The 20,268-nt window shown below is 62.0% G+C and carries 20 protein-coding genes, 1 tRNA gene and 1 other annotated feature; of the genes, 11 read left to right on the forward strand and 10 right to left on the reverse strand.

All coding sequences use genetic code 11. From position 1 onward, the window contains the following. Positions 1 to 59: 59 nt before the first annotated feature. The gene (gene phoU / locus RQ865_RS06445; RefSeq protein ID WP_311478296.1) at positions 60 to 704 is read left to right on the forward strand and encodes a phosphate signaling complex protein PhoU; all 645 of its coding nucleotides are present in this window, start codon (positions 60 to 62) and stop codon (positions 702 to 704) included. Between the two features lie 81 nt (positions 705 to 785). On the opposite strand, the gene RQ865_RS06450 is transcribed toward phoU, so the two are convergent. The 9 genes from RQ865_RS06450 to RQ865_RS06490 form a co-directional block, all read right to left on the reverse strand. Next, positions 786 to 1,541 (reverse strand): phosphoglyceromutase, encoded by a 756-nt coding sequence (locus RQ865_RS06450; protein WP_311478298.1) that lies wholly within the window; start codon positions 1,539 to 1,541, stop codon positions 786 to 788. A gap of 63 nt (positions 1,542 to 1,604) precedes the next feature. Further along, positions 1,605 to 2,219 (reverse strand): response regulator transcription factor, encoded by a 615-nt coding sequence (locus RQ865_RS06455; protein ID WP_311478300.1) that lies wholly within the window; start codon positions 2,217 to 2,219, stop codon positions 1,605 to 1,607. Then, positions 2,216 to 3,307: a histidine kinase gene (locus RQ865_RS06460; protein WP_311478302.1), complete on the reverse strand. Its 1,092-nt coding sequence runs from the start codon at positions 3,305 to 3,307 to the stop codon at positions 2,216 to 2,218. Before RQ865_RS06460 ends, RQ865_RS06455 begins: the two co-directional genes overlap by 4 nt. Before the next feature lie 9 nt (positions 3,308 to 3,316). Then, a complete protein-coding gene (locus RQ865_RS06465; protein ID WP_311478304.1) occupies positions 3,317 to 4,111 on the reverse strand; it encodes an ABC transporter permease in 795 nt (264 codons plus the stop codon). Beyond that, the gene (locus RQ865_RS06470) at positions 4,108 to 5,070 is read right to left on the reverse strand and encodes an ABC transporter ATP-binding protein (protein WP_311478306.1); all 963 of its coding nucleotides are present in this window, start codon (positions 5,068 to 5,070) and stop codon (positions 4,108 to 4,110) included. Before RQ865_RS06470 ends, RQ865_RS06465 begins: the two co-directional genes overlap by 4 nt. A gap of 89 nt (positions 5,071 to 5,159) precedes the next feature. After that, complete coding sequence (locus RQ865_RS06475) at positions 5,160 to 5,555, reverse strand: DUF1801 domain-containing protein (protein WP_311478308.1); 396 nt, start codon at positions 5,553 to 5,555, stop codon at positions 5,160 to 5,162. Between the two features lie 38 nt (positions 5,556 to 5,593). Then, complete coding sequence (locus tag RQ865_RS06480; RefSeq protein WP_311478310.1) at positions 5,594 to 6,742, reverse strand: folate-binding protein; 1,149 nt, start codon at positions 6,740 to 6,742, stop codon at positions 5,594 to 5,596. Beyond that, positions 6,739 to 7,485: an FABP family protein gene (locus RQ865_RS06485; protein WP_311478312.1), complete on the reverse strand. Its 747-nt coding sequence runs from the start codon at positions 7,483 to 7,485 to the stop codon at positions 6,739 to 6,741. The genes RQ865_RS06480 and RQ865_RS06485 overlap by 4 nt, the downstream gene beginning before the upstream one ends. Positions 7,486 to 8,127: 642 nt before the next feature. After that, positions 8,128 to 8,427: a hypothetical protein gene (locus tag RQ865_RS06490; RefSeq protein WP_311478313.1), complete on the reverse strand. Its 300-nt coding sequence runs from the start codon at positions 8,425 to 8,427 to the stop codon at positions 8,128 to 8,130. Positions 8,428 to 8,508: 81 nt separating this feature from the next. On the opposite strand from RQ865_RS06490, the gene mshD reads away from it, so the two are divergent. The 7 genes from mshD (at position 8,509) to pstB (ending at position 16,893) form a co-directional block, all read left to right on the forward strand. Next, the gene (mshD, locus tag RQ865_RS06495; protein ID WP_311478314.1) at positions 8,509 to 9,420 is read left to right on the forward strand and encodes a mycothiol synthase; all 912 of its coding nucleotides are present in this window, start codon (positions 8,509 to 8,511) and stop codon (positions 9,418 to 9,420) included. Between the two features lie 13 nt (positions 9,421 to 9,433). Then, positions 9,434 to 11,545 carry an RNA degradosome polyphosphate kinase gene (locus tag RQ865_RS06500; RefSeq protein ID WP_311478315.1) on the forward strand — a complete coding sequence of 704 codons (2,112 nt, stop codon included), beginning with the start codon at positions 9,434 to 9,436 and terminating at the stop codon, positions 11,543 to 11,545. A gap of 28 nt (positions 11,546 to 11,573) precedes the next feature. Continuing rightward, a complete protein-coding gene (locus RQ865_RS06505) occupies positions 11,574 to 12,524 on the forward strand; it encodes an NUDIX domain-containing protein (RefSeq protein ID WP_311478316.1) in 951 nt (316 codons plus the stop codon). Positions 12,525 to 12,682: 158 nt separating this feature from the next. Then, positions 12,683 to 13,801 (forward strand): phosphate ABC transporter substrate-binding protein PstS, encoded by a 1,119-nt coding sequence (gene pstS / locus RQ865_RS06510; protein WP_311478317.1) that lies wholly within the window; start codon positions 12,683 to 12,685, stop codon positions 13,799 to 13,801. 138 nt (positions 13,802 to 13,939) lie between these two features. Continuing rightward, entirely contained in the window at positions 13,940 to 14,899 is a 960-nt protein-coding gene (pstC, locus tag RQ865_RS06515; protein ID WP_311478319.1) for a phosphate ABC transporter permease subunit PstC, read from the forward strand. 3 nt (positions 14,900 to 14,902) lie between these two features. Further along, positions 14,903 to 16,078: a phosphate ABC transporter permease PstA gene (gene pstA / locus RQ865_RS06520; RefSeq protein WP_311478320.1), complete on the forward strand. Its 1,176-nt coding sequence runs from the start codon at positions 14,903 to 14,905 to the stop codon at positions 16,076 to 16,078. Between the two features lie 35 nt (positions 16,079 to 16,113). Next, positions 16,114 to 16,893 carry a phosphate ABC transporter ATP-binding protein PstB gene (gene pstB / locus RQ865_RS06525; protein ID WP_201518140.1) on the forward strand — a complete coding sequence of 260 codons (780 nt, stop codon included), beginning with the start codon at positions 16,114 to 16,116 and terminating at the stop codon, positions 16,891 to 16,893. A gap of 270 nt (positions 16,894 to 17,163) precedes the next feature. Here the strand turns inward: pstB and RQ865_RS06530 are convergent, their stop codons facing one another. Then, complete coding sequence (locus tag RQ865_RS06530; protein WP_311478361.1) at positions 17,164 to 17,781, reverse strand: DNA-directed RNA polymerase subunit beta; 618 nt, start codon at positions 17,779 to 17,781, stop codon at positions 17,164 to 17,166. Between the two features lie 108 nt (positions 17,782 to 17,889). Here RQ865_RS06530 and RQ865_RS06535 point away from each other — a divergent pair, with 108 nt between their 5' ends. The 3 genes from RQ865_RS06535 to RQ865_RS06545 all read left to right on the forward strand — a co-directional run bounded on the left by RQ865_RS06535 (position 17,890) and on the right by RQ865_RS06545 (position 20,106). Further along, entirely contained in the window at positions 17,890 to 18,615 is a 726-nt protein-coding gene (locus tag RQ865_RS06535) for a hypothetical protein (protein WP_311478321.1), read from the forward strand. A 10-nt stretch (positions 18,616 to 18,625) separates the two neighbouring features. Beyond that, positions 18,626 to 18,701 (forward strand) — tRNA-Lys (locus RQ865_RS06540). 176 nt (positions 18,702 to 18,877) lie between these two features. Beyond that, a protein-coding gene (locus tag RQ865_RS06545; protein WP_311478322.1) for an IS3 family transposase occupies positions 18,878 to 20,106 on the forward strand; the annotation gives its coding sequence in 2 pieces (ribosomal slippage) (positions 18,878 to 19,166 and positions 19,166 to 20,106; 1,230 coding nt in all). Then, positions 19,156 to 19,252: a sequence feature (AL1L pseudoknot), on the forward strand. It overlaps the preceding gene by 97 nt. Positions 20,107 to 20,268: the final 162 nt, after the last annotated feature.

A 20,268-nucleotide genomic window follows, 5' to 3' on the forward strand; every position in this document is an offset into this window, starting at 1 on the left:
ACCGTATGGGCTCACCGCATCCGTTGATATCCAACACCGCAAACCAATGGGAGTTTTCAGTGCGCGAAGTTTTTCAGCAGGAACTAGCCAATATTCAGACCGGTCTCATCGAGGTTGCCGACGGTGTCGTGAACGCCATCCGCAACGCCACCCGTGCATTCCAAACCTCGGATGTGGCGCTGGCCGACGAGGTCATCAGCAACGACATGAAAATTGACGAAGCTGCCGCGCACATCGATGACCTCACCATCGAGGTGCTGCTCTTGCAGTCGCCGGTGGCTCGTGACCTGCGGTTCGTCGTTTCGACCATGCGCATCTCGAGTTCGCTCGAGCGCATGGGTGATCTGGCGGCCCACATCGCCCAGCTCGCGCGAATGCGTTTCCCCGTTGAGGTTTCACCCGAGCCGCTGCGTGAGCATTTCCGCGAGGCTGGCGAGCTCTGCGTCGCTCAGGCTGAACGCGTGCGCAAGCTCATCGAAACCGAAGACCCGCAGCTGCTCGACGAGATTATCGCCAGCGACGACGCCAACGATGCCCTCCACAAGGAGGTGCTCGACGGCCTTTCGACCGTCGACGAGTCGGTTTCTGCCGAGCAGGTGGTGGATGCGACCCTCGCCAACCGATACTTTGAGCGTTTCAGCGATCACGCCGTCGCCATCGCCAGGCGGATGCGCTACCTGCAAGAGGGCGTCGCAGCCGAATAGGCAACCCAAATAGTTACCACTAGCGCACAGCGGCGGGACCGGTTCGGTTGAACTGGCCCCGCCGCTGTGGATTACGATCGGCTACTTCTGGGCGCCCTGGTTGGCGACAGCCGCGGCGCCTGCCGCGGCCGCCTCGGGGTCGAGGTAGCGTGCCGGCGCGATCGGCTTGAGCGTTTCGGCATCGAGTTCGTATACCAGTGGGATACCGGTGGGGATGTTCAGCGCCGAAATCTCGTCATCACCGATTCCGTCGAGGTGTTTCACGAGGGCACGCAATGAATTACCGTGGGCCGCGACCATCACCGTCTTCCCGGCACGCAGGTCGGTCGCAATGTCCGATTCCCAGAACGGCAGCAGACGCTCGAGCACATCCTTGAGGCACTCGGTGCGCGGGATGTCGTCGCCAAGGTTCGCGTAGCGACGCTCACCCACCTGCGACCACTTGTCGTCGTCGGCGAGCGGGGGCGGCGGCACGTCATATGAGCGGCGCCAGATCATGAACTGGTCTTCACCAAACTCGTCGCGCACCTCGGCCTTGTTTTTGCCCTGCAGCGCACCGTAGTGGCGCTCATTGAGGCGCCAGTCGCGTTTGGCGTCAATCCATGCAAAGCCGGCTTCTTTGAGCGCAATATTTGCGGTGTCGATCGCGCGGGTGAGCAGCGAAGTGTAGAGAATGTCGGGAGCCAGACCCGACTCACGAATCAGCTCACCGGCGCGCTTGGCCTCGCCCCGGCCCTTTTCGGTCAGTTCGACATCGACCCAACCGGTGAACAGGTTCTTTTCATTCCATTCGCTCTGTCCGTGGCGGACGAGAATGAGCGTCAGCGGTGCATTCATGCTTCTAGCGTATCGGGGTCGGGTGGCCTGCGGGTAACGCAGTGCTACCGGATTCTGGATGCGCTAGAGCCAGCCGCGCTCGGCAGCTTCGTTGGCGGCGGCGGTGCGGTTGTCAACACCGAGTTTGCCGATCGCCGAAGAGAGATGATTTCGTACCGTTCCCTCCGAGAGAAAAAGCTGCGCGGCAATATCGCGCACACTTGCGCCGGTGCGCGCTACCGTCAATACTTCCCGCTCACGCTCTGTGAGTGGCGAACGGCCGAGTGAAATCGATTCCACCGCAAGCTGTGGATCAATCACCTGCTCTCCTCGGTGAATCCGCCGCACCGCTTCCGCCAGGTCTTGTGCCGGCGCATCCTTCACAACGAATCCCCGCGCCCCCGCGGCGAGTGCACGCTGCAGGTATCCCGGCCGCCCGAATGTGGTGACGATCAGCACTCGGGTATTGAGCCCCTGCTGCTGAATCGCCGCGGCCGCTTCGATCCCCGAAAGGCCGGGCATCTCAATGTCGAGCAGCGCCACATCCACTCGCCCACGCTGGCAGAGTGCGACCGCTTCGGTGCCAGAACTCGCCTCCCCCACGACTTCGAGGTCGGTTTCGAGATTCAGCAGCGCCGCGAGCGCGCCGCGAACAAGTGCCTGGTCGTCGGCAATAATCAACCGGATTGCATCCGTCATACGAATTCCAATCTCACTTCGGTGCCGGTGCCGGTATCGCGGATGCTGAGGGTGCCGCTACCGTCTTCGGCACGACGGCGCAACCCGGTGAGGCCGTGGCCCTCGCGCAGGTTGGCGACGCCTTTCCCGTTGTCGGTGATGCTGAATCCCTGTTCTGAAAACTCGATGCGGCATTCCGTGGCTCCCGCGTGCCGGATGATGTTGGTGCTGGTCTCGCGGATCGCCCAGGCCGCGAGCGCACGGCGGTCGGGGCTCCATCGTGCCCAGTTCCCCAGCCTGGTTACTTCAACATCGGCGGCTCGCATGGCGGATTCGGCATCGTCGACCTGGGCGGCGAGGTCAGGGGTGCGCAATCGGCCAACGGTGGCTCGAACTTCTTCGAGGGCTCGCTGGTTGAGGCGCATCAATTCGGTGAGTTCGGCCTCGCAGCGGTCAGGATCGCTGCGAACCGTGCGCAGCGCCAGCTGGGTTTTCAGCGACACAATGGTGAGCGTGTGGCCGAGCATATCGTGCACATCGCGCGATATTGCCTCACGCTCCTGCACCCACGCCAACTCGTTTTGGGCGCGCATCTCGGCCGCGCTGCGCTCGTCAAGCACCCGCATGACGACGATGAATAGCACCCCGAGCGCGGGCCCTATCGCCGCGGTAAAGACCAGCTCGGGCGAGATGAACCAGGGCACGAAGGTGGTGATCAGCGCGGTGATCGCCGCCCAATACAGGCCTCGCCGCAGGGGCAGCCCGAACACCCCCACGGCAGCGATATAGGGCGCAAACGAGGTGATCCCCACGCCGAGGGCAGGCACGCTGATGACGATCGGCACCGCGAGCACGGCAAGGACCAGCGCCACCTGCGGCAGCGTGAGCAGACCGTTTCGGCGCAGCGGCCAGCGTTCGAAGAGTGTCGTCCACGCGCAGATGGCGCCGAAGATCACCGTCGCGATGGTGGCGATGATGCGCCAGTAGAGTTCGGCAGGGTCGAGCGACCAGATCAGCACGAGCGGGACGAGCAGGAACATGAGCCAAACCAGGCCATACATCTCGCTCGCGCTGAATCCGTGACGCTCCCGCATCCGCATTATTGGCATGGTTTGAATCTACCGACGGCTGGTGCCGCGGCGCGCGCCAATGATGCAGAGCACCGCAAATACCACCGTCCAGACCGCCAGGTTGACCAGCATCTGCCACAGTTCATACTGGACCGGGCTGCCGGTGCTTGGATCGAAGTAACTGCCGCCGTCGAGCGGATACACGGCGAGGCGGTTCAGGCCCCACACGGGGGTGAACACCGAGAAGTCGAGTAGGAAGCCACTCAGCGGCACGAATGCGTTGCCGAGGAACATGAGGATCACGACGATACCGCTCGCCGCGCTGACGGCCGCTTCACTGCGCAGCAGCAAACCGAAGGCGAGACCGTAGAGCGCAAACACGGTTGCGCCGACGAGCAAAAGACCGGCCGTCGCGGCCCAGACCCAACCGTCCATGCGCGAGCCAACGAACACGCCGGTGAGGTAGACGGCACCGATCGCAAGAATTGCGTAACTCAAGGCCACCACCACCTTGCTGATGATGTAGCCAGCCGTGGTGAACGGGGTGAGACCAAGCTGTCGACCCCAGCCCTGCTGCAGCTCGACGGCCGCCGAGCCCGCAAGTGCCGTGGTGGCCGTGATGGCCGCGTAGGCGCCCATCCCCACCATGATGCTCGCGGTGATACTGCCACGGCCGGTGTCGAGTTCGGTGCTCGAGAAATCCGACATGGTGCCGAAGATGGCGAACATCGCCACCGGGAGGGCAATGACGAAGAAGACGGTGCTGAACATCCGCAGGTTGCGGCGCAGGTCGAAGCCGATGTAGCGGAAGTTCAAGAAGCGGCGAGCAACATCGGTGGTCATGACTGGTCCTTACCGTTATTGGTGGTGAGCTGTTCAAATGCCTGATCAAGGCTGGCGGCACGGATCTCGAGGTCGCGTGCCGAAGTGTTGGTGAGGAGGTAGCGTGCGGCGGCATCGGCGTCGTGACATTTCAGCGCGATGCGGGACTCGTCAACACGATGTGCCTGCTTCACACCCGGGATCTGTTGCAATTCTGATTCCGGTACTTCCGGCAGGTGGGCGGTCAGTGACTTGCCGCCGGCGAGCATCCGCACCTCGTCAACGGCGCCGTCTGCAACGAGCTGTCCCTGTGCGATCAGGACGATGCGTTCGGCGAAGTCTTCGGCCTCTTTCAGATAGTGGGTGGCGAAGATAATCGTGCGCCCTTGCGAAGCTTCGGCGCGCATCGTCGACCAGAATGCGTTGCGGGCGTTGACATCCATACCCGCAGTAGGCTCGTCGAGCACCAGCAGGTCGGGGTTCGGCAGCAACGCGAGTGCGAAGCGCAGCCGCTGTTGTTCACCGCCCGAGCACTTCGACACTTTGCGGCCCGCGATCTGCTGGATGCCCGCGCGGCTGATGGCCTCATCGACGCCAATATTCTTCGGGTAGAGCGCCGCGATCATCTGCACGGTTTCGCGCACCGAAAGGTCGGGCAGCAGTGCGCCTGTCTGCAGCACGGCCGCGATCCGTCCCTGGCGAACCACTTCAGCCGGTGTCATGCCGAGCACCTGTACCGTGCCACCGTTGGGTTGCGTGAGCCCCAGCACCATGTCGAGCGTGGTGGTCTTGCCGGCTCCGTTCGGTCCGAGGAACGCAACAATTTCACCGTTACCGATGGTGAGTGAGAGGTCGTCGACTGCCCGAAACTGGCCACCGCCAGGATTCGGAAACGTCTTCACGAGGTTGGTGAGTTGCAGCGCTGGTGCGGTGCCCGCGGGCTGCGTCGTGGACGCCGTGGCATCAAGTTTGGAGTTCATGACTCCATCTTCGGCAGCCAATGGAAACAGCGGATGCGCCAACGGTCACAATTTGACCATGACATTTGTCATGGCGTGACGCGCTGGGGCTAGTGCTGCGCTAATTGGTGCCGATAGCTGCGCTCAAGCAGCTCGCGCAGAACGTGCGGATCAGCATGTTCGAGACGGGTGAGGTAGAGGCACGACACGGTGATCCGATGCTTGCCCAGCCGGTCGAGCAGATCGGTATAGGTGTCAAAGCCCTCGGGCACATAGATGGTGATCGCCGCTTTTCGCGGGCTAAACCCAGCCGCAGGCATGAGCCCCTGCCTACCGGTCTCATACCGATAGGCCACCTCGCCGAAACCGATGATGCTCGGTCCCCACATTCGGGGTGTTTCGCCGGTGATGCTGGCGAGCACCGATATCAATTGCTCGGCTTCGCTGCGTCGACGTTCGCTCACCGTGGCGAGAAACTCCGCTACGGGCACCGCGCTCGGTTCCATGGCCCGCACCTCCCTCCCGACGTTGGTGGGGTCAAGTACTAGTGACGCCGGAATTGCTGCCGAAGCTCGGCAATATGTGCGGCATCACCAGCATCCGGCGCCACAATGACCGTTTGGGATGCGGAAATCTGTTCGGGTGCGCCGGGAGTCGACTCAGCGGTGGCACCGTCGGCAACCTGCGGTGCGAGATCCAGGTCGACCTGCAACTCCGCTACCGGATCAACGGTGCGTTTCAGCAGCGCGAGGGCAATCGGGCCCTCGTCGTAATGCAGCACGGCACTGGTGATGCGACCAACCGGTTTTCCATCCGCGTGCACGAGCGCGCCCGGTGCCGGAAGCCGACCGTCCATTCCATCAAGATCAAGTAGTGCGAGTCGCCGCGGCGGATGCCCAAGATTATGCACTTTAGCGACGGTCTCTTGACCTCGATAGCAACCCTTGTTGAGGTGCACGGCACTGCGCAGCAGATCGAGCTCGTGCGGTAGTGCCCGCTCATCAACTTCACGAGCAAGGCGTGGCCGCCATGCGGCGACACGTAACGCATCCAACGCCAACATGCCCGCCATCGGTAATTCGCCAGTGCGCGCTGCCGTCAGCAGCCGATCGCGCCCCTCGACAGGCACAATCGTGAACCGCATCCGAAAACGTGTGCCCGGATGTTCTTCAGGTGCGACCGCGGCGTACTGCGTGCCGCCGGTGGCGATACCGGTCCAGGGGTCGTCCCACACCACTGCATCCGAAAAGCCGTCGAGTAGAGCCATCGCGCCTATCGAGGCGAACACAAAGCGTTCATCCGAAAGATCGGCAACCTCCACCCGCTTCATGAACCGCATCCGGTTAAGAAACTCAGCCAGCGGAGCCGCACAATCGTGTTCGGTAATCAGCCAGGTGCATTCGCCGTCATCCGCGAACGCAAATTGATGTTCGATGCGGCCCTGGGGCGAGAGGATGAGCGCCTCACCTGATCCGCCAACCGTGAGCACCTGCGTGCTGAGCGAGGTTAACCAGTCGGCGCGATCGGGTCCCGCCACGCGCACCACCCCGAGGTGGCTCGCATCGACAACGGCCGCACCTCGAGCGAGGGCCCGCTGTTCACGCAACGGTTCGCCGTAGTGCGCGGCAACTCCCGCATCGGGTGCCACACCTTCAACGGCTCCGGCAAGCCTCAGAAACGGGTTATCGCTCACTCTGACACCCGCGTCAGTTGGGCCGAGGCGTGGGTTGCGAGTTCACCACCGAGGGCGGCAATATCCCACGCCCAAAACATGCGCCCCTGCACCAGACCGTACATGCGCGTGGCCGAGCGGTATTCCGCGCTGCCGGATGAACGCACAACCCCTTCGGTTGCCAGATCAACGCGCGGCCCGCGAATCATGCCGTAGTACAGCTCACTCACGCCGGTGGGATGCGCAAGAGTCACTTCAAGGTCGAAACCATTTTGGTCGTTGCGCAACTCTTCAACCGCATCGGCATTCGGGTACGAGGTGTTATCGCTCGGCGGGAGCATCCCCGGGCCCACATCACCCGCATCGCGCGGTCGAGCCAGGCGCCAAAAACCCATTTCGCTGGTCAGCGGTAAGAGCCCCGCCAGCTCGTCAGATGCGGCAGGGATGATGGTCGGGCCCTTGGGCATGAGCGCATCCATTCCCTCGGGAAGAAAAGGTTTTTCGGCTCCTTCAGTGCTGTTCTCACCTGCGCCGGGTTCGCCGGTGCCGTCAGCGTCGCTGGATCCGTCCGGCAACAGCCACGAACGAGAACGGTACTCGAGGAACGGCTGGTCATTGTGGGTGAATTCGACACGCTGGTGGAACGGATGCATCCGCAGCTTGCCGTCAACCTCATACTCGACCATGCCCTCACCCTCCCAGGTGCCGATAAGCCAGGTCAGCGGCACCAGTTCGGGTGGCAGATCAGTGGGAATATCAAACATCTTTCATCCCGGAGTTTCATTCGTCGCAGCCGCCGCATGACGACCACGCGCGACAACTGGCGTGCTGTTTCAGCGACGCAAAAACCGGCGCTGGGTGGTGAGCTATGTGTCTAGCTCTGGCCCTTGAACAGACCGCGGATCACGGCAAACGAAACGCCAACGATGCCCACCATCGCGGCACCGAGCAGGCCCATGAACAGAATCTCAAAGAACATCGCTGCATCCATGCTTTCAGTCTAGCCGATGCCTGCCGCGCTCCCCGCGTCATTCCCGATGTGCATCCCGCCCCACTCACCGCACCATCCCTACCTGCAGAACCTCCGCCCTGCTTGCAGTTCACGCCGAACCACCACCCTGCTTGCAGTTCACGCCGAACCACCACCCTGCTTGACGCTGCACCTGCCCGACTCACATACGAAATTTGTTTCCTGGCTGCAGTTTTCACCGGAGAATTGTTTCCTGGCTGCGCAATGCGGCTATCCGGCCCAAAAACGCCGTTATTTCCGAGTTTTGCAGCCAAAATTCTGATGTCAGGAAACAAATTTTTGAGGCCAGGAAACAAAATTCTGCAGAGCAGGGCGGCAGAGAGGCAGGGAAGCAGAGAGGCAGGTCGGGCAACTTCGGCAGCGACGCAGGCCGGGGCTAATGCGCGGTGACAAACCCGGATGCGCCCGCCAGCACAAACACCAGCGAGGCAAGTGCCAGGATGACCGCGGCACCGGCCAGACTCAACGACATACGGTGGATGAACCCGGCCGGTTTGGCGAGGATGAGCTGCAGCAGCGCCGAAACAAACACCAGCATCAGCATCGCAATCGAAACCCAGGCAATCTGACGGTCACGCCCGGCGAGCACCCCGATGAGGATTGCCGAGAGCAGCGCGATCACCCAGGCGATGCCAACGGAGGCGCGTTCACGTTTGGTCAGCGAGCCAGTATCCATACCGCAATTGTGCCGCACCGGCCTGACTAGCATGTTCACAGCGCGTCAATTTTCGAGGGCCAATAAGCGAGGGAGAACCTGGTGCAGCATTTCACAATTGCAGCAGCTGATACGGCGACCGAACTCACCGCCGATATCGAGCAGCTCACCCGCGCGGCAACCGCGGTTGATGGCCTACCCCCGTTTAACGAGCAGACCATCCTCAACCCCGATCAGCGGCAGGCACTGATTGCGCGGGATGCATCCGGTTCGCCACTGGGCGCTGCCCTGCACCATGAGGATGCCGGGATGATTGCTGCCGAGCTGGTCGTGCATCCCGCTGCTCGGCGTCGCGGCATCGGTGCCGCTCTCGCCCACCAACTCGCCGACACCCTCAACACCAGTGCGGCACCGCAGCTGCGGGTGTGGGCGCATGGCAGTCTGCCCGGATCTCGCGAGCTCGCAGCCATGCTCGGTGCCGCGGCCACTCGCGAACTCTATGTGCTGACGCTGCCGCTCAACACGCCGCTGCCGCAACCAGAACTCCCTGTCGGAATGCAGATTCGCACCTTTGATGCGACCCGGGATGCTCGCGACTGGGTGGTCTTGAACGCCACAATTTTTGCCGCGCATCCCGAACAGGGTCGGCTACAGCTGGCCGACCTTCGGGCCCGCATGCAGCAGCCATGGTTCAACGCTGAAGACTTCTTGGTGCTCACCGAAAACGGTGAGCTAGCGGGCTATTGCTGGTGCAAGATCGACGGCAGCGACCACGAAATCTATGTGGTCGGGGTGACCCCCGCGCTCGCCGGCCGCGGTCTTGGCCGAGCGCTTATGAACGCCGGGCTCAACCACCTGCTCGAACGCGGAGCTGAGCACGCGATGCTCTACGTTGACGGCAGTAATACCCCGGCTATGAGCCTCTATCGTCGTCTTGGGTTTACCACGCATCGCTTGGATGTTCAGTACTCCCTCGACCGAACTACAGTTGTGAACAGCAGCGCCACGGACTGAAAGGACGCGTGGAATGACCTCTGCCGCAGACCGCCTCGACGATCTTGGACTCGACCGCTATGTCGACCGCGAACTCAGCTGGCTGGCTTTCAACCAGCGCGTGCTCGAGCTCGGCGAAGACCCCAGCGTGCCGCTGCTTGAGCGAGCAAACTTCTTGGCGATCTTCCCCTCAAACCTTGACGAATGGTTCATGGTGCGTGTCGCCGGGCTGAAACGACGCATCGACCTGGGGTTGGCCGTGCCCACTCCTGCCGGTGTGCCGCCCACGGTCGAACTCACACGGATCCGTGCTCGGGCCCACGAGCTGCAGCAACGTCACGCTCGAGTCTGGCGTGACGACCTCGAACCAAAACTCGCCGCCGAGGGCATCCGCATCCTGCAGTGGGATGACGTTGATGAATCGAGCCGTCAACACCTGCACGAGGTGTTCGACACCGAAATTTTCCCGGTGTTGATGCCGCTGGCGGTCGACCCGGCGCATCCCTTCCCTTATATCTCTGGCCTGTCGCTCAACCTGTCGGTGCGGGTGCGTAGCTCGCAAACCGACCGGGTGGAATTTGCCCGCCTCAAGGTTCCGCCGGTGCTGCCCCGCCTGTACCCGCTGCGCGCGCCTGAGGGGCAGCACTGGTTCATCCTGCTCGAAGACCTCATCGCGCAGCATCTCGATGAGCTGTTTCCGGGGATGGAGGTCATTGACTTTCATGCCTTCCGCATCACCCGCAACGAAGACGTCAACATCGAAGAAGACGAAACCGAAGACCTCCTGCAGGCGCTCGAACAAGAGCTGCTGCGCCGCCGCTTCGGCCCGCCCATCCGGCTGGAGGTGTCGGATGATATGGACGCCGAGACCCTTTCACTGCTGAAAGATGAGCTCGATATCACCGATAACGAGGTCACGGTGCTCCCCGGCCCGCTCGACCTGACGGCACTGTTCGCGCTGTCGAGTATTAATCGCCCCGACCTCAAGTTCACCACGCACGTGCCGGTCACTGCACCCGAGTTCCGGCCCAGCGAAGATGCCGAACCCACCGATCTTTTCAGCGCCATTGCCGAACAGGAGGTGCTGGTGCAGCACCCCTACGAGTCGTTCTCGACCAGTGTGCAGGCATTCATCGCCCAGGCCGCGAGCGATCCGAATGTGCTGGCTATCAAACAAACGCTTTACCGCACCTCGGGCGACTCCCCGATCATTGCGTCACTGATTAAGGCCGCAGAAGCCGGCAAACAGGTGCTCGCGCTCGTTGAGATTAAGGCACGTTTCGACGAGCAGAACAACATCGTTTGGGCACGCAAGCTCGAAAAGGCAGGCGTGCACGTGGTGTACGGGCTCGTTGGGCTCAAGACCCACTGCAAGCTGCTGCAGGTGATCCGCCGCGAAGACGGTCAATTGCGCATCTACAACCACGTCGGCACCGGCAACTACCACCCGAAGACCTCACGCATCTACGAAGATATGGGCCTGTTCACCTGCGCCCCCGAAGTGTCAACCGACGTGACACGCCTGTTTAACCAACTCTCGGGCTACGCCATCGAGCGCGATTTCACCCGCCTGCTCGTTGCCCCACTGCACCTGCGCAAGGGGCTGCTCAAGCTCATCGAGCGCGAACGTCAGGCCGCGCTCGCGGGCAAACCGAGTCGCGTGCGCATCAAGGTGAACTCGATGATCGACGAGGAAATTATCGACGCGCTCTATTCCGCCAGCCGCGCCGGCGTGCCGGTTGAGGTGTTTGTGCGCGGTATCTGCGGTCTGCGTCCCGGCGTGCCCAAAATGAGCGAGACCATGACAGTTCGGTCAGTGGTTGGCCGCTATCTCGAACACTCGCGCGTGTTCTCGTTCTTGAACGGTGGCAATGAGCAGGTCTACATCGGTTCGGCCGACATGATGCACCGCAACCTCGATCGCCGCATCGAAGCGCTCGTGCTCCTCACCCAGCCCGAGCATGTGCAGCGCTGCCAGCGCATGTTCGACCTGGTTATGTCTGGTGAGGTGGCGAGCTGGCACCTCGATTCGGATGCGACCTGGCATCGAGTTGCCCATGATGACAACGACCAGCCGCTGGCCGAACTGCATGACGTCATCATGAACGACTACGTGCAGCGCGCCCGCCCGCAGGCAATTCGCTAATCCTCCTCTTTGAGCAAGAAAGACAACTATGCAGCCGCCAACCAGCAATCGCGACCAAACCGTCTACGCCGCCGGCTCGGTGCTGTGGCGGTTCGACGGTAAAAAGCTGCGGGTGCTGGTCATTCACCGCAACCGGCACAACGACTATTCGTTGGCAAAGGGCAAGGTGGATCCGGGTGAGTCGCTGGCGCAGACCGCTGCGCGCGAGGTTTGGGAAGAGACCGGTTACCGGGTGGCCTTGGGGGCTCCGCTGGGCATCATTGACTACACGCTGCCAAGCGGCCGACCAAAAGAGGTGCACTACTGGTCGAGCGAGGTGAGCGACACGCAGTTCACCAAACATGAGTTCACGCCCAACACCGAGGTCGACCGGCTCGAGTGGCTCTCGGTGAAAAAGGCGAAACAGGCGCTCAGCTACGAGCGTGATAAAGAACTGTTGCAGCTGTTAGCCGAACGCTATGAGCGCGGTATTGCCAGCACCTTCCCGATTGTGCTGCTGCGTCACGCCACGGCGATACCGGCTGCGCAGTGGCCGGGGCACGATGAGACCCGCCCGCTGACCTCGCGTGGCCTGGAACAGTCGCAGCACATTATTCCGATCCTGCGCGCTTTCGCGCCACAGCGCATCCTGACCTCAACGGCTGCCCGCTGCCGCGAGACAATCGCGCCGCTGGCGGATGCACTCGGGATCTTTCCCGAAAGCCACGCCTCGCTGTCGCAGAACACCTCGTCTGGGGATGCGGGGCTCACCGAGGTGTTGGCGGATGTGCTTGAGCGACGCGAACCCGTGGTGCTGTGCAGCCACTCGCCGGTGATGCCCGAGATTCTTACCGTGCTCGCGAACGCCACCAGCACCCGGTTGAGCGGCCTATCACGCCAGGCAATGCTGTCGACCGCCGAGTGTTCGGTGCTGCATGTGCCAGTGGCAGATGTGCGCCGAGGGATGGTTGCTGCCGAAACGCACGGCCCGGTTATTTGACCGCATTGCTGACAGTTAAGTGACGCCGAGCTAGGGAATTTAGATAAATGACGTTCATCAAGCGTTTACCCCCAGCACGATGTCACGTAACTCGCAGCGCATAGCTTCGCTTCGAACCCCGTTCTGGTTCCACAAACCCCATCTATGGAGGAAACTCAATGAAGCTTTCGCGCGTAGGCACTTCTGTTGCCTTCTCGGCAGTTGCCGCTCTCGCTCTCGCTGGCTGCGCCGGCGGCGGTTCGGACGCAGGCGAGACCGCTGCTGCTACCGGCAACGAGGGTGGCGCGTCGTCGTCGCTTTCGGGCACCCTCAGCGCCACCGGCGCTAGCTCGCAGGGCACCGCTCAGACCGAGGCTTGGGTTCCCGGCTTCCAGTCGGAGAACAACGGCGTGACCGTCGACTACACCGGCACCGGCTCGGGCCCGGGCCGCGACAACTTCGTCGCCGGCACCTCAGACTTCATCGGTTCAGACCGTGCTTTCAAGACCGAAGAAATCGCAGAAGGCAAGTTCGGCAGCTGCGCCGAGGGTTCGGCCCTGGTCGAGTTCCCCGCATACATCTCGCCCATCGCTATCGGCTACAACCTTCCCGAGGTTGAAGAGCTGAACCTCGACGGTGAGACCCTCTCGAACATCTTCGCCGGCAAGATCACCAAGTGGAACGACCCGGCAATTGCCAAGCTGAACGAGGGCGTCGAGCTCCCCGACACCGCCATCAACGCGGTTCACCGCGCCGACGAGTCGGGCACCACCGGTAACTTCCTCAAGTACCTCGAGGCTGCTGCTCCCGAGGCTTGGACCTACGGCACCGAAGACGCCTTCCCGAGCGACCTCGGTGGCGAAGCTGCCGACAAGACCGGTGGTGTGGCACAGGCCATCGCCGCTGGTGAGGGTTCGATTGGTTACCTCGACGCTTCGGCCGCAACCGAGCTGCAGACCGCCAAGGTCAAGTCGGGCGAAGACTTCGTCGCCTACACCCCCGAAGCTGCTGCCGCCGTTGTGGCTGGCTCGCCGAAGGCTGAGGGCCGTGAGGCGACCGACGTGGTCTACGACCTCGACTACACCGGCGTTGAGGGTGCCTACCCGATCGTTCTCGTGTCGTACCTCATCGGCTGCCAGGAGTACGCTGACTCGGCCAAGGCTGAGCTCGTGAAGGCTTACTTCAACTACGTGATCAGCCCCGAGGCTCAGGATGCAGCCGCTGGCGTTGCCGGCAACGCTCCGATCTCGGACGAGATCCGCAGCGAGGCACAGGCTGCCATCGACACCATCAAGTAGTCATCTGCTACTTGAAGACGTTGAACTGATACGTCAAGAACAGTGATGTTGCCCGGCACTCCCCCAAATCGGGGTGCCGGGCATCATCCGTTACCAAACTTCCCTTTGCAATCCAACCAACTTTAGGAAGGCAAGCAGATGACGAGCGCTGATACTGCTCAGGCTCCGCAGGCATCTCGCCCTGCGACCGTCCGCCGCGCGGGCGACACCATCTTCCAAACTATTTCGACTACGTCGGGTGCGCTCATCCTCGCGATTCTGGCAGCGGTCTTTGTATTCCTGCTCGCCCAGGGTGCACCGGCGATCGTCGAACCGCTCGGATCTCGAGCCCCTGACAACTACCGACAGGCCGCGGGCGGTTTCTGGCAGTATGTTGCGCCGCTTGCCTTCGGCACCATCTGGGCGTCGCTGCTCGCAATGCTGATCGCGCTCCCGGTAGGTATTGGTGTGGCGCTGTTCATCAGCCACTTCGGGCCGCGCCGTTTCGCCGGGCCGTTCGGGTTTATCGTCGATATGCTTGCCGCGGTGCCATCGGTTGTGTTCGGTCTGTGGGGCATCATCGTGCTTGCCCCCATCGCCGGCCCGCTCTACAAGTGGCTCAACGAATACATGGCATGGTTCCCGCTGTTTAGCGGCAACATCGTTCCCTCGGGCCGTAACCTCATGACCGCCGCAATCGTGCTCGCGATCATGATCCTGCCGATCATCACCTCGCTCTCACGAGAAATTTTTAAACAAACCCCGCGTCTGCACGAAGAAGCCTCGCTCGCACTCGGCGCCACCCGCTGGGAGATGTGCAAGCAGGCAGTATTCCCCTACGCCAGCTCGGGTGTGTTTGCATCCGGCATTCTCGCGCTCGGCCGCGCACTCGGTGAGACCATGGCCGTCGCCATGGTGCTCTCGGGCACCGGGGTCGTGAGCTTCCAGGTGCTCACCGCACAGAACCCCACCACCATCGCGGCATCGATTGCGCAGAACTTCCCCGAGGCGCACGGTATGAACAGCAACACACTGATCGCTAGCGGTCTGGTGCTGTTCGCCATCACCCTCGCGGTGAACTCGATCGGCCGCTTCATCATCGCTCGAAACAACAAGTAGGAGATGCCAAACGTGACTACTGCAACTTCTGCAACCAAACACACGGGCAAGAAAAAAGTAAACTCGCTCGCTGCCGGGCGCCTCAAGGATTCGGTCGCGCCGCTGCTGCTGGTTGCCGCATTCGTTGTTTCGGGCATCATTTTTGGCCTGATGTGGATGACCTCCGGCGACGAATTCTCGAAGGTCAACGAACGCACCGGCCAGCTCACCGTGAACTTCAACTGGGGCGGCTGGATGGCGCTCGCCGCGGTGCTCTACCTGGTGGCGATCTACTGGGTCAGCCGCACCGTTGAAGGCGCCCGGCAGGCAAAAAACCGACTGGTTTCGGGCCTGCTGGTTACCGCCTTCATCCTGGCAATGATCCCGCTGCTGTCGCTCGTGTTCTCGCTCGTTGTCCGCGGTGTTCCCGGTCTCGGTCTCGAACACTTCTTCACCAGCGATGCTTCACGCCCCGGCCAAAAGGGTGCACTGCACGCTATCGTCGGTACCCTCTGGATCACGCTGCTGACGACACTCATCTCGGTGCCGATCGGTATTTTCACCGCGATCTACCTCGTTGAATACGGCAAGGGAAACTTCCTCTCGCGCGCCATCAACTTCTTCGTGGATGTAATGACCGGTGTTCCGTCGATCGTTGCTGGTCTGTTCGCCTACGCCCTGTTCCTGCTCATCGTGCAACAATCAGGCGGAGACCTCACCAAAATCCGTTCCGGTTTTGTCGGTGCGATCGCGCTCATGGTGCTGATGATTCCCACCGTGGTGCGTTCATCCCAAGAGATGATCCGCCTGGTGCCACCCGACCTGCGTGAGGCGTCATACGCGCTCGGTGTACCAAAGTGGCGCACCATCGTGCGCGTCGTGCTGCCCACCTGCCTCGCCGGTCTGGTCACCGGTGTGCTGCTGGCCATCGCTCGCGTGATCGGTGAAACCGCGCCGCTGCTGGTGGCAGCTGGCTTCTCGATCAACATGAACACCAACCCCTTCCAGGGCATCATGACCTCGCTGCCGGTGTTCGTCTACAACCAGCACGGTGGCTCGTTCCAGCTCATCGGTAACGCAAAGCACGAGGCCGAGCTGCTCGCCTGGGGTGGCGCGTTCATCCTGCTCGTCATCGTGATCGTGCTGAACCTCATCGGCCGCGTTATCTCGCACTACTTCTCGCCCAAGGGCAACCGCTAACCGCGTGGCGGAACAACGTTAGAAAAGGAATTTCAATGGCTAAGCGCATCGAAATCAAAGACCTCGACATCTACTACGACAAGTTCAAAGCCGTCGAAGGCGTGAACATGACTATTGAGCCGAAGAGCGTTACCGCGTTCATCGGCCCCTCGGGTTGCGGTAAATCAACCGTGCTGCGTTCGATCAACCGCATGCACGAGGTCATCCCCAAGGCCTGGGTCGACGGCGAGATCCTGCTCGACGGCGACAACCTCTACGGCCACGGCGTCGACCCCGTGATTGTGCGTCGCCACATCGGTATGGTGTTCCAGCGCGCCAACCCGTTCCCCACCATGTCGATTCGCGAGAACGTGCTCGCCGGAGTGAAGCTCAACAACAAGCGCATCTCGAAAGCGGATGCCGAAGAGCTCGTTGAGACTTCGCTGCGCGGCGCAAACCTCTGGGAAGAGGTGAAAGACCGTCTCGACGCTCCCGGTGCGGGCCTTTCGGGTGGTCAGCAGCAGCGTCTGTGCATTGCCCGCGCGATCGCGGTGAAGCCCGACGTGCTGCTCATGGACGAGCCCTGCTCGGCCCTCGACCCGATCTCGACGCTCGCGATTGAAGACCTCATCCACGAGCTCAAGACCGACTACACCATCGTCATCGTGACCCACAACATGCAGCAGGCAACCCGCGTGAGCGACCGCACCGGTTTCTTCAACATTGCCGGCACCGGTAAGCCTGGCAAGCTCATCGAGTTTGATGACACCCGCACCATCTTCGAGAACCCCTCGAACCAGCAAACCCAAGACTACGTAACCGGTCGTTTCGGTTAGTTCGTCGGTCGTTTGCAGCTGGCCTCGCCATCTTCGGATGCGCGAGGCCGCTTGCTTTTCCGCCGCAGCCAATCGATGCCGGCTGAAGTATGAACGGGGTGCAGGAGGCTACCGACGCGTGCCGGCAATAAGAATACCGGGCCGCAGAACGCCTCTCGGCGGAGGGCCGCTCGCAGCGGCAAAAATTGGAGCCCGGGGTTACTGCGGCCCGGCGGGTCACCACGATACCGGCATTCGCGTCGACTCGCCAGTGGCGATTTGCAGCCCGCGCTAGTCGAGCTTTCCCTGGCGCTGCAGCGCTGCGGCAGCAGCTAAATCGCGCCCGTATTCCAGGTAGCGTGCGCCGCGAACCGCAGCTGCTTCGGCAAGTTTTTGTGGCTCGCTAGTGAGCCCATCCCCCGCATCGATATCGTCGGCGAAAGCACCAAAACCGAGCGACATGACCATGCAGAACGATGCGGCCCGGTCGAGCGCGTTTGCGAAGTCGCCGGTGAATGCACCGCGCAAAATTTCATCGGTCAGTTCGCGAATTTCTGTCGGCCCGGTGGGTTCGGGTGCGCCCGCGACCAGCGTGTGAATCGACCGATCTCTGGCCACGCCCCGTCGAAACGCGATCGCCGCGCCGTCAGTATCGCGCGACACCGCCGCGTGCACGAGATACAGCCGCCAGAGCGCGCCGGGCAGCGTGCGCGGCGCCGACTTGGCCCACAGTTCGGCCAGATCAGACACGCCGTGCTCGGCGGTGTAGCGAATAGTGCGTTTCACCACGCTCGGATCGTCACTGCCGTGCACCCGGTGCAGCAGGGCACGGGCGGTTTCGTGTGCCACTCGGCTGATCGCTGCAGGATCGTCACCGCCGATGTAGTGATCAAATGCCTCGATTGGCATCCGCACTGGCCGATGATGTCGTTCCACAAGGCTCGCTTTCTTGCATCCGGTAACTGCTGCACTCACACCGGCGCAGCCCCGCCTGACAGTACCCCTAGGCTAGACCTCATGAGCCAGTCAGTTCACGACGCTAACAGCGAACCCAATGAGCCGCTTGTCGATTCGCGCCAGCAGCAAACGGCGCCGGAAGCCCCCGTGAAGCGCATCACTGCCGCGGTATTGGCTCTGATCATGCTGGTTTCGCTGCTGCTGCCCTGGTGGCAAACGCAGTTTGATTTCCGTGAAACGGTTGGTGGCCCGCTACACGGTTGGCAGCTCATCCAGATCGGTTTTGGTTCTGGCCACGCCGAAGGTTCGGGGCTTTCAGCTATCGGCCGGGTAGCGCTTGGGCTCGTACCGACGCTGCCGCTGATTGTGCTGGCACTGATGCTGGTGGTGCGCGCGGCGCGACCGCGTGCCATTACGGCACCGACGATCGCGATCTGGGCAGTGCTCGAGCTGCTGGCAATCGGCTGGCTGCAGGTGCTGGGGTGGGCGCAGCTCAACCGCTATCTGGGTGTGCATCCGGCGCTTTTCGGCACGCTGATTGCGGCGATGGCCAGCCTGTTCGCACTGATTGCCTATTTGAACTGGTGGCGGCGCGGCGAACGCGATCATTTTGCGGTGCAGGGCCCCGGGCAAGCGGATGCGGTGGCCCCGCTGAGTGCGGATGATCTCGTCAGCGAGCTGACTAACGATGCGACAGCGAATGATGACGCAGACATGGCTGTTGAAGACAGCGCTGACGACACTGATGATGGCGAGGATGTGCAAGGACGGGACGAATCACGTTAGACTGCTCGGTGGGCCTATAGCTCAGATGGCAGAGCAGTGGACTTTTAATCCATGGGTCGCGGGTTCGAGCCCCGCTGGGCCCACCAATATGATTCCCCCGCCTTCGGCTTAAACAAGCGGAAGTCAAAGGATTCTCGAGCATGCAGAAACTGGCTGTGCCCACATTTTGGCCACATTTCCTTGCAGTTCACCGTGCCGGAAACGCGAAAAAAATTGAAGCGTCCTGGGTTTCGTTCCAATCCTGATGCGGGAGGATTGGAAGATGCCGAGTAAGTACCCGCAGCCGTTCCGGGATCGTGCGATGCGCATGGTGATGGATCGGATGGAGGCCGAGGAAGGCCTCTCGCAGTACCAGGCGATCAGTGAGATCGCGCCGAAGTTGGATGTGTCGAAGGAGTCGTTGCGGCGGTGGTTGAAGCAGGCCCGGATTGATGCCTGTGTCCAGCCTGGTGTGTCGAGTGATGCGCAGGCTGAGATCCCTCGGCTGCGGCGTGAGAGTGCTGAGCTGCGCAGGGCGAACGAGATCTTGAAGACTGCGTCAGCGTTTTTCGCGGCGGAGCTCGACCGCCCCTCGACGAGATGATCGCTTACATCGACATGTATCGCGATCAGTTCGGGGTCGAGCCCATCTGCTCTGTGTTGGGGCAGACTGAGGGAGATTCAGTCACCTCGCGTGGGTATCGGGCCGCGCGGTCGCGGCCGACGAGCGACCGGGCTTTGCGTGACCAGGTGCTGATCGAACATATCCGCCGACTCCACGCCGAAAATTACGGGGTTTATGGGGTACGGAAGATCTGGAATGCGATGCGTCGCCAGGGCTGGCGGATCGGCCGTGACCAGTGCTCCCGTCTGATGCGACAGGCCGGTCTGCAGGGTGTGGTCCGTGGCCGTAAGCTGCGCACCACGCGGCCGGCAGTTGTTCCGGAGCATCGCCCGGACCTGGTAGAACGGAACTTCCATGCGGGCGGGCCGAACCGGCTGTGGGTCGCGGACATCACCTACGTCCGCACGGCCGGCGGGTTCTGTTACACCGCATTCGTGATCGATGTGTTCTCCCGCCGTATCGCGGGCTGGGCGACAAGGGCGAGCATGCGCACCGAGGACCTTCCCCTTGAGGCGCTCCAGCACGCGCTGGTCACGGCGAAGGGTCAGGTCATCGACGGGTTGGTGCATCACAGTGATCGTGGCAGCCAGTACGTGAGTGTCCGCTACACCGAAAACCTCGCCCAGGCGGGGATCACTGCGTCGGTGGGTTCGCGTGGAGACAGCTACGATAACGCTCTGGCCGAAACGGTCAACGGGCTCTACAAGGCAGAGCTGATCCACGCCAGGCCGGCATGGCCGTCGGTAACCGAGGTCGAGTTCGCGACTATGAACTGGGTCCACTGGTGGAACCATCAACGGCTCCACCAGGCCCTGGACTACCAGACCCCGGCCGACGTCGAACGGGCCTACCATCGAACCCGAGAGTCGAAACCGGCACTCACATAAGAAGCGGAACAAAACCCAGGACGCTTCAACCTGCCAGAACCCGACGCCATCGTGGGAACCATGCACGGCTGGATACCCGAAACCATAGATAAATGGAACGCCTCACGCCCCGGGCGCGGCCGTAAATGGGCCGACCAGGACGCTCAGTAGCCGTGTAACGCA

It is taken from the genome of uncultured Gulosibacter sp., from assembly GCF_963509965.1.
Classification (GTDB): domain Bacteria; phylum Actinomycetota; class Actinomycetes; order Actinomycetales; family Microbacteriaceae; genus Gulosibacter.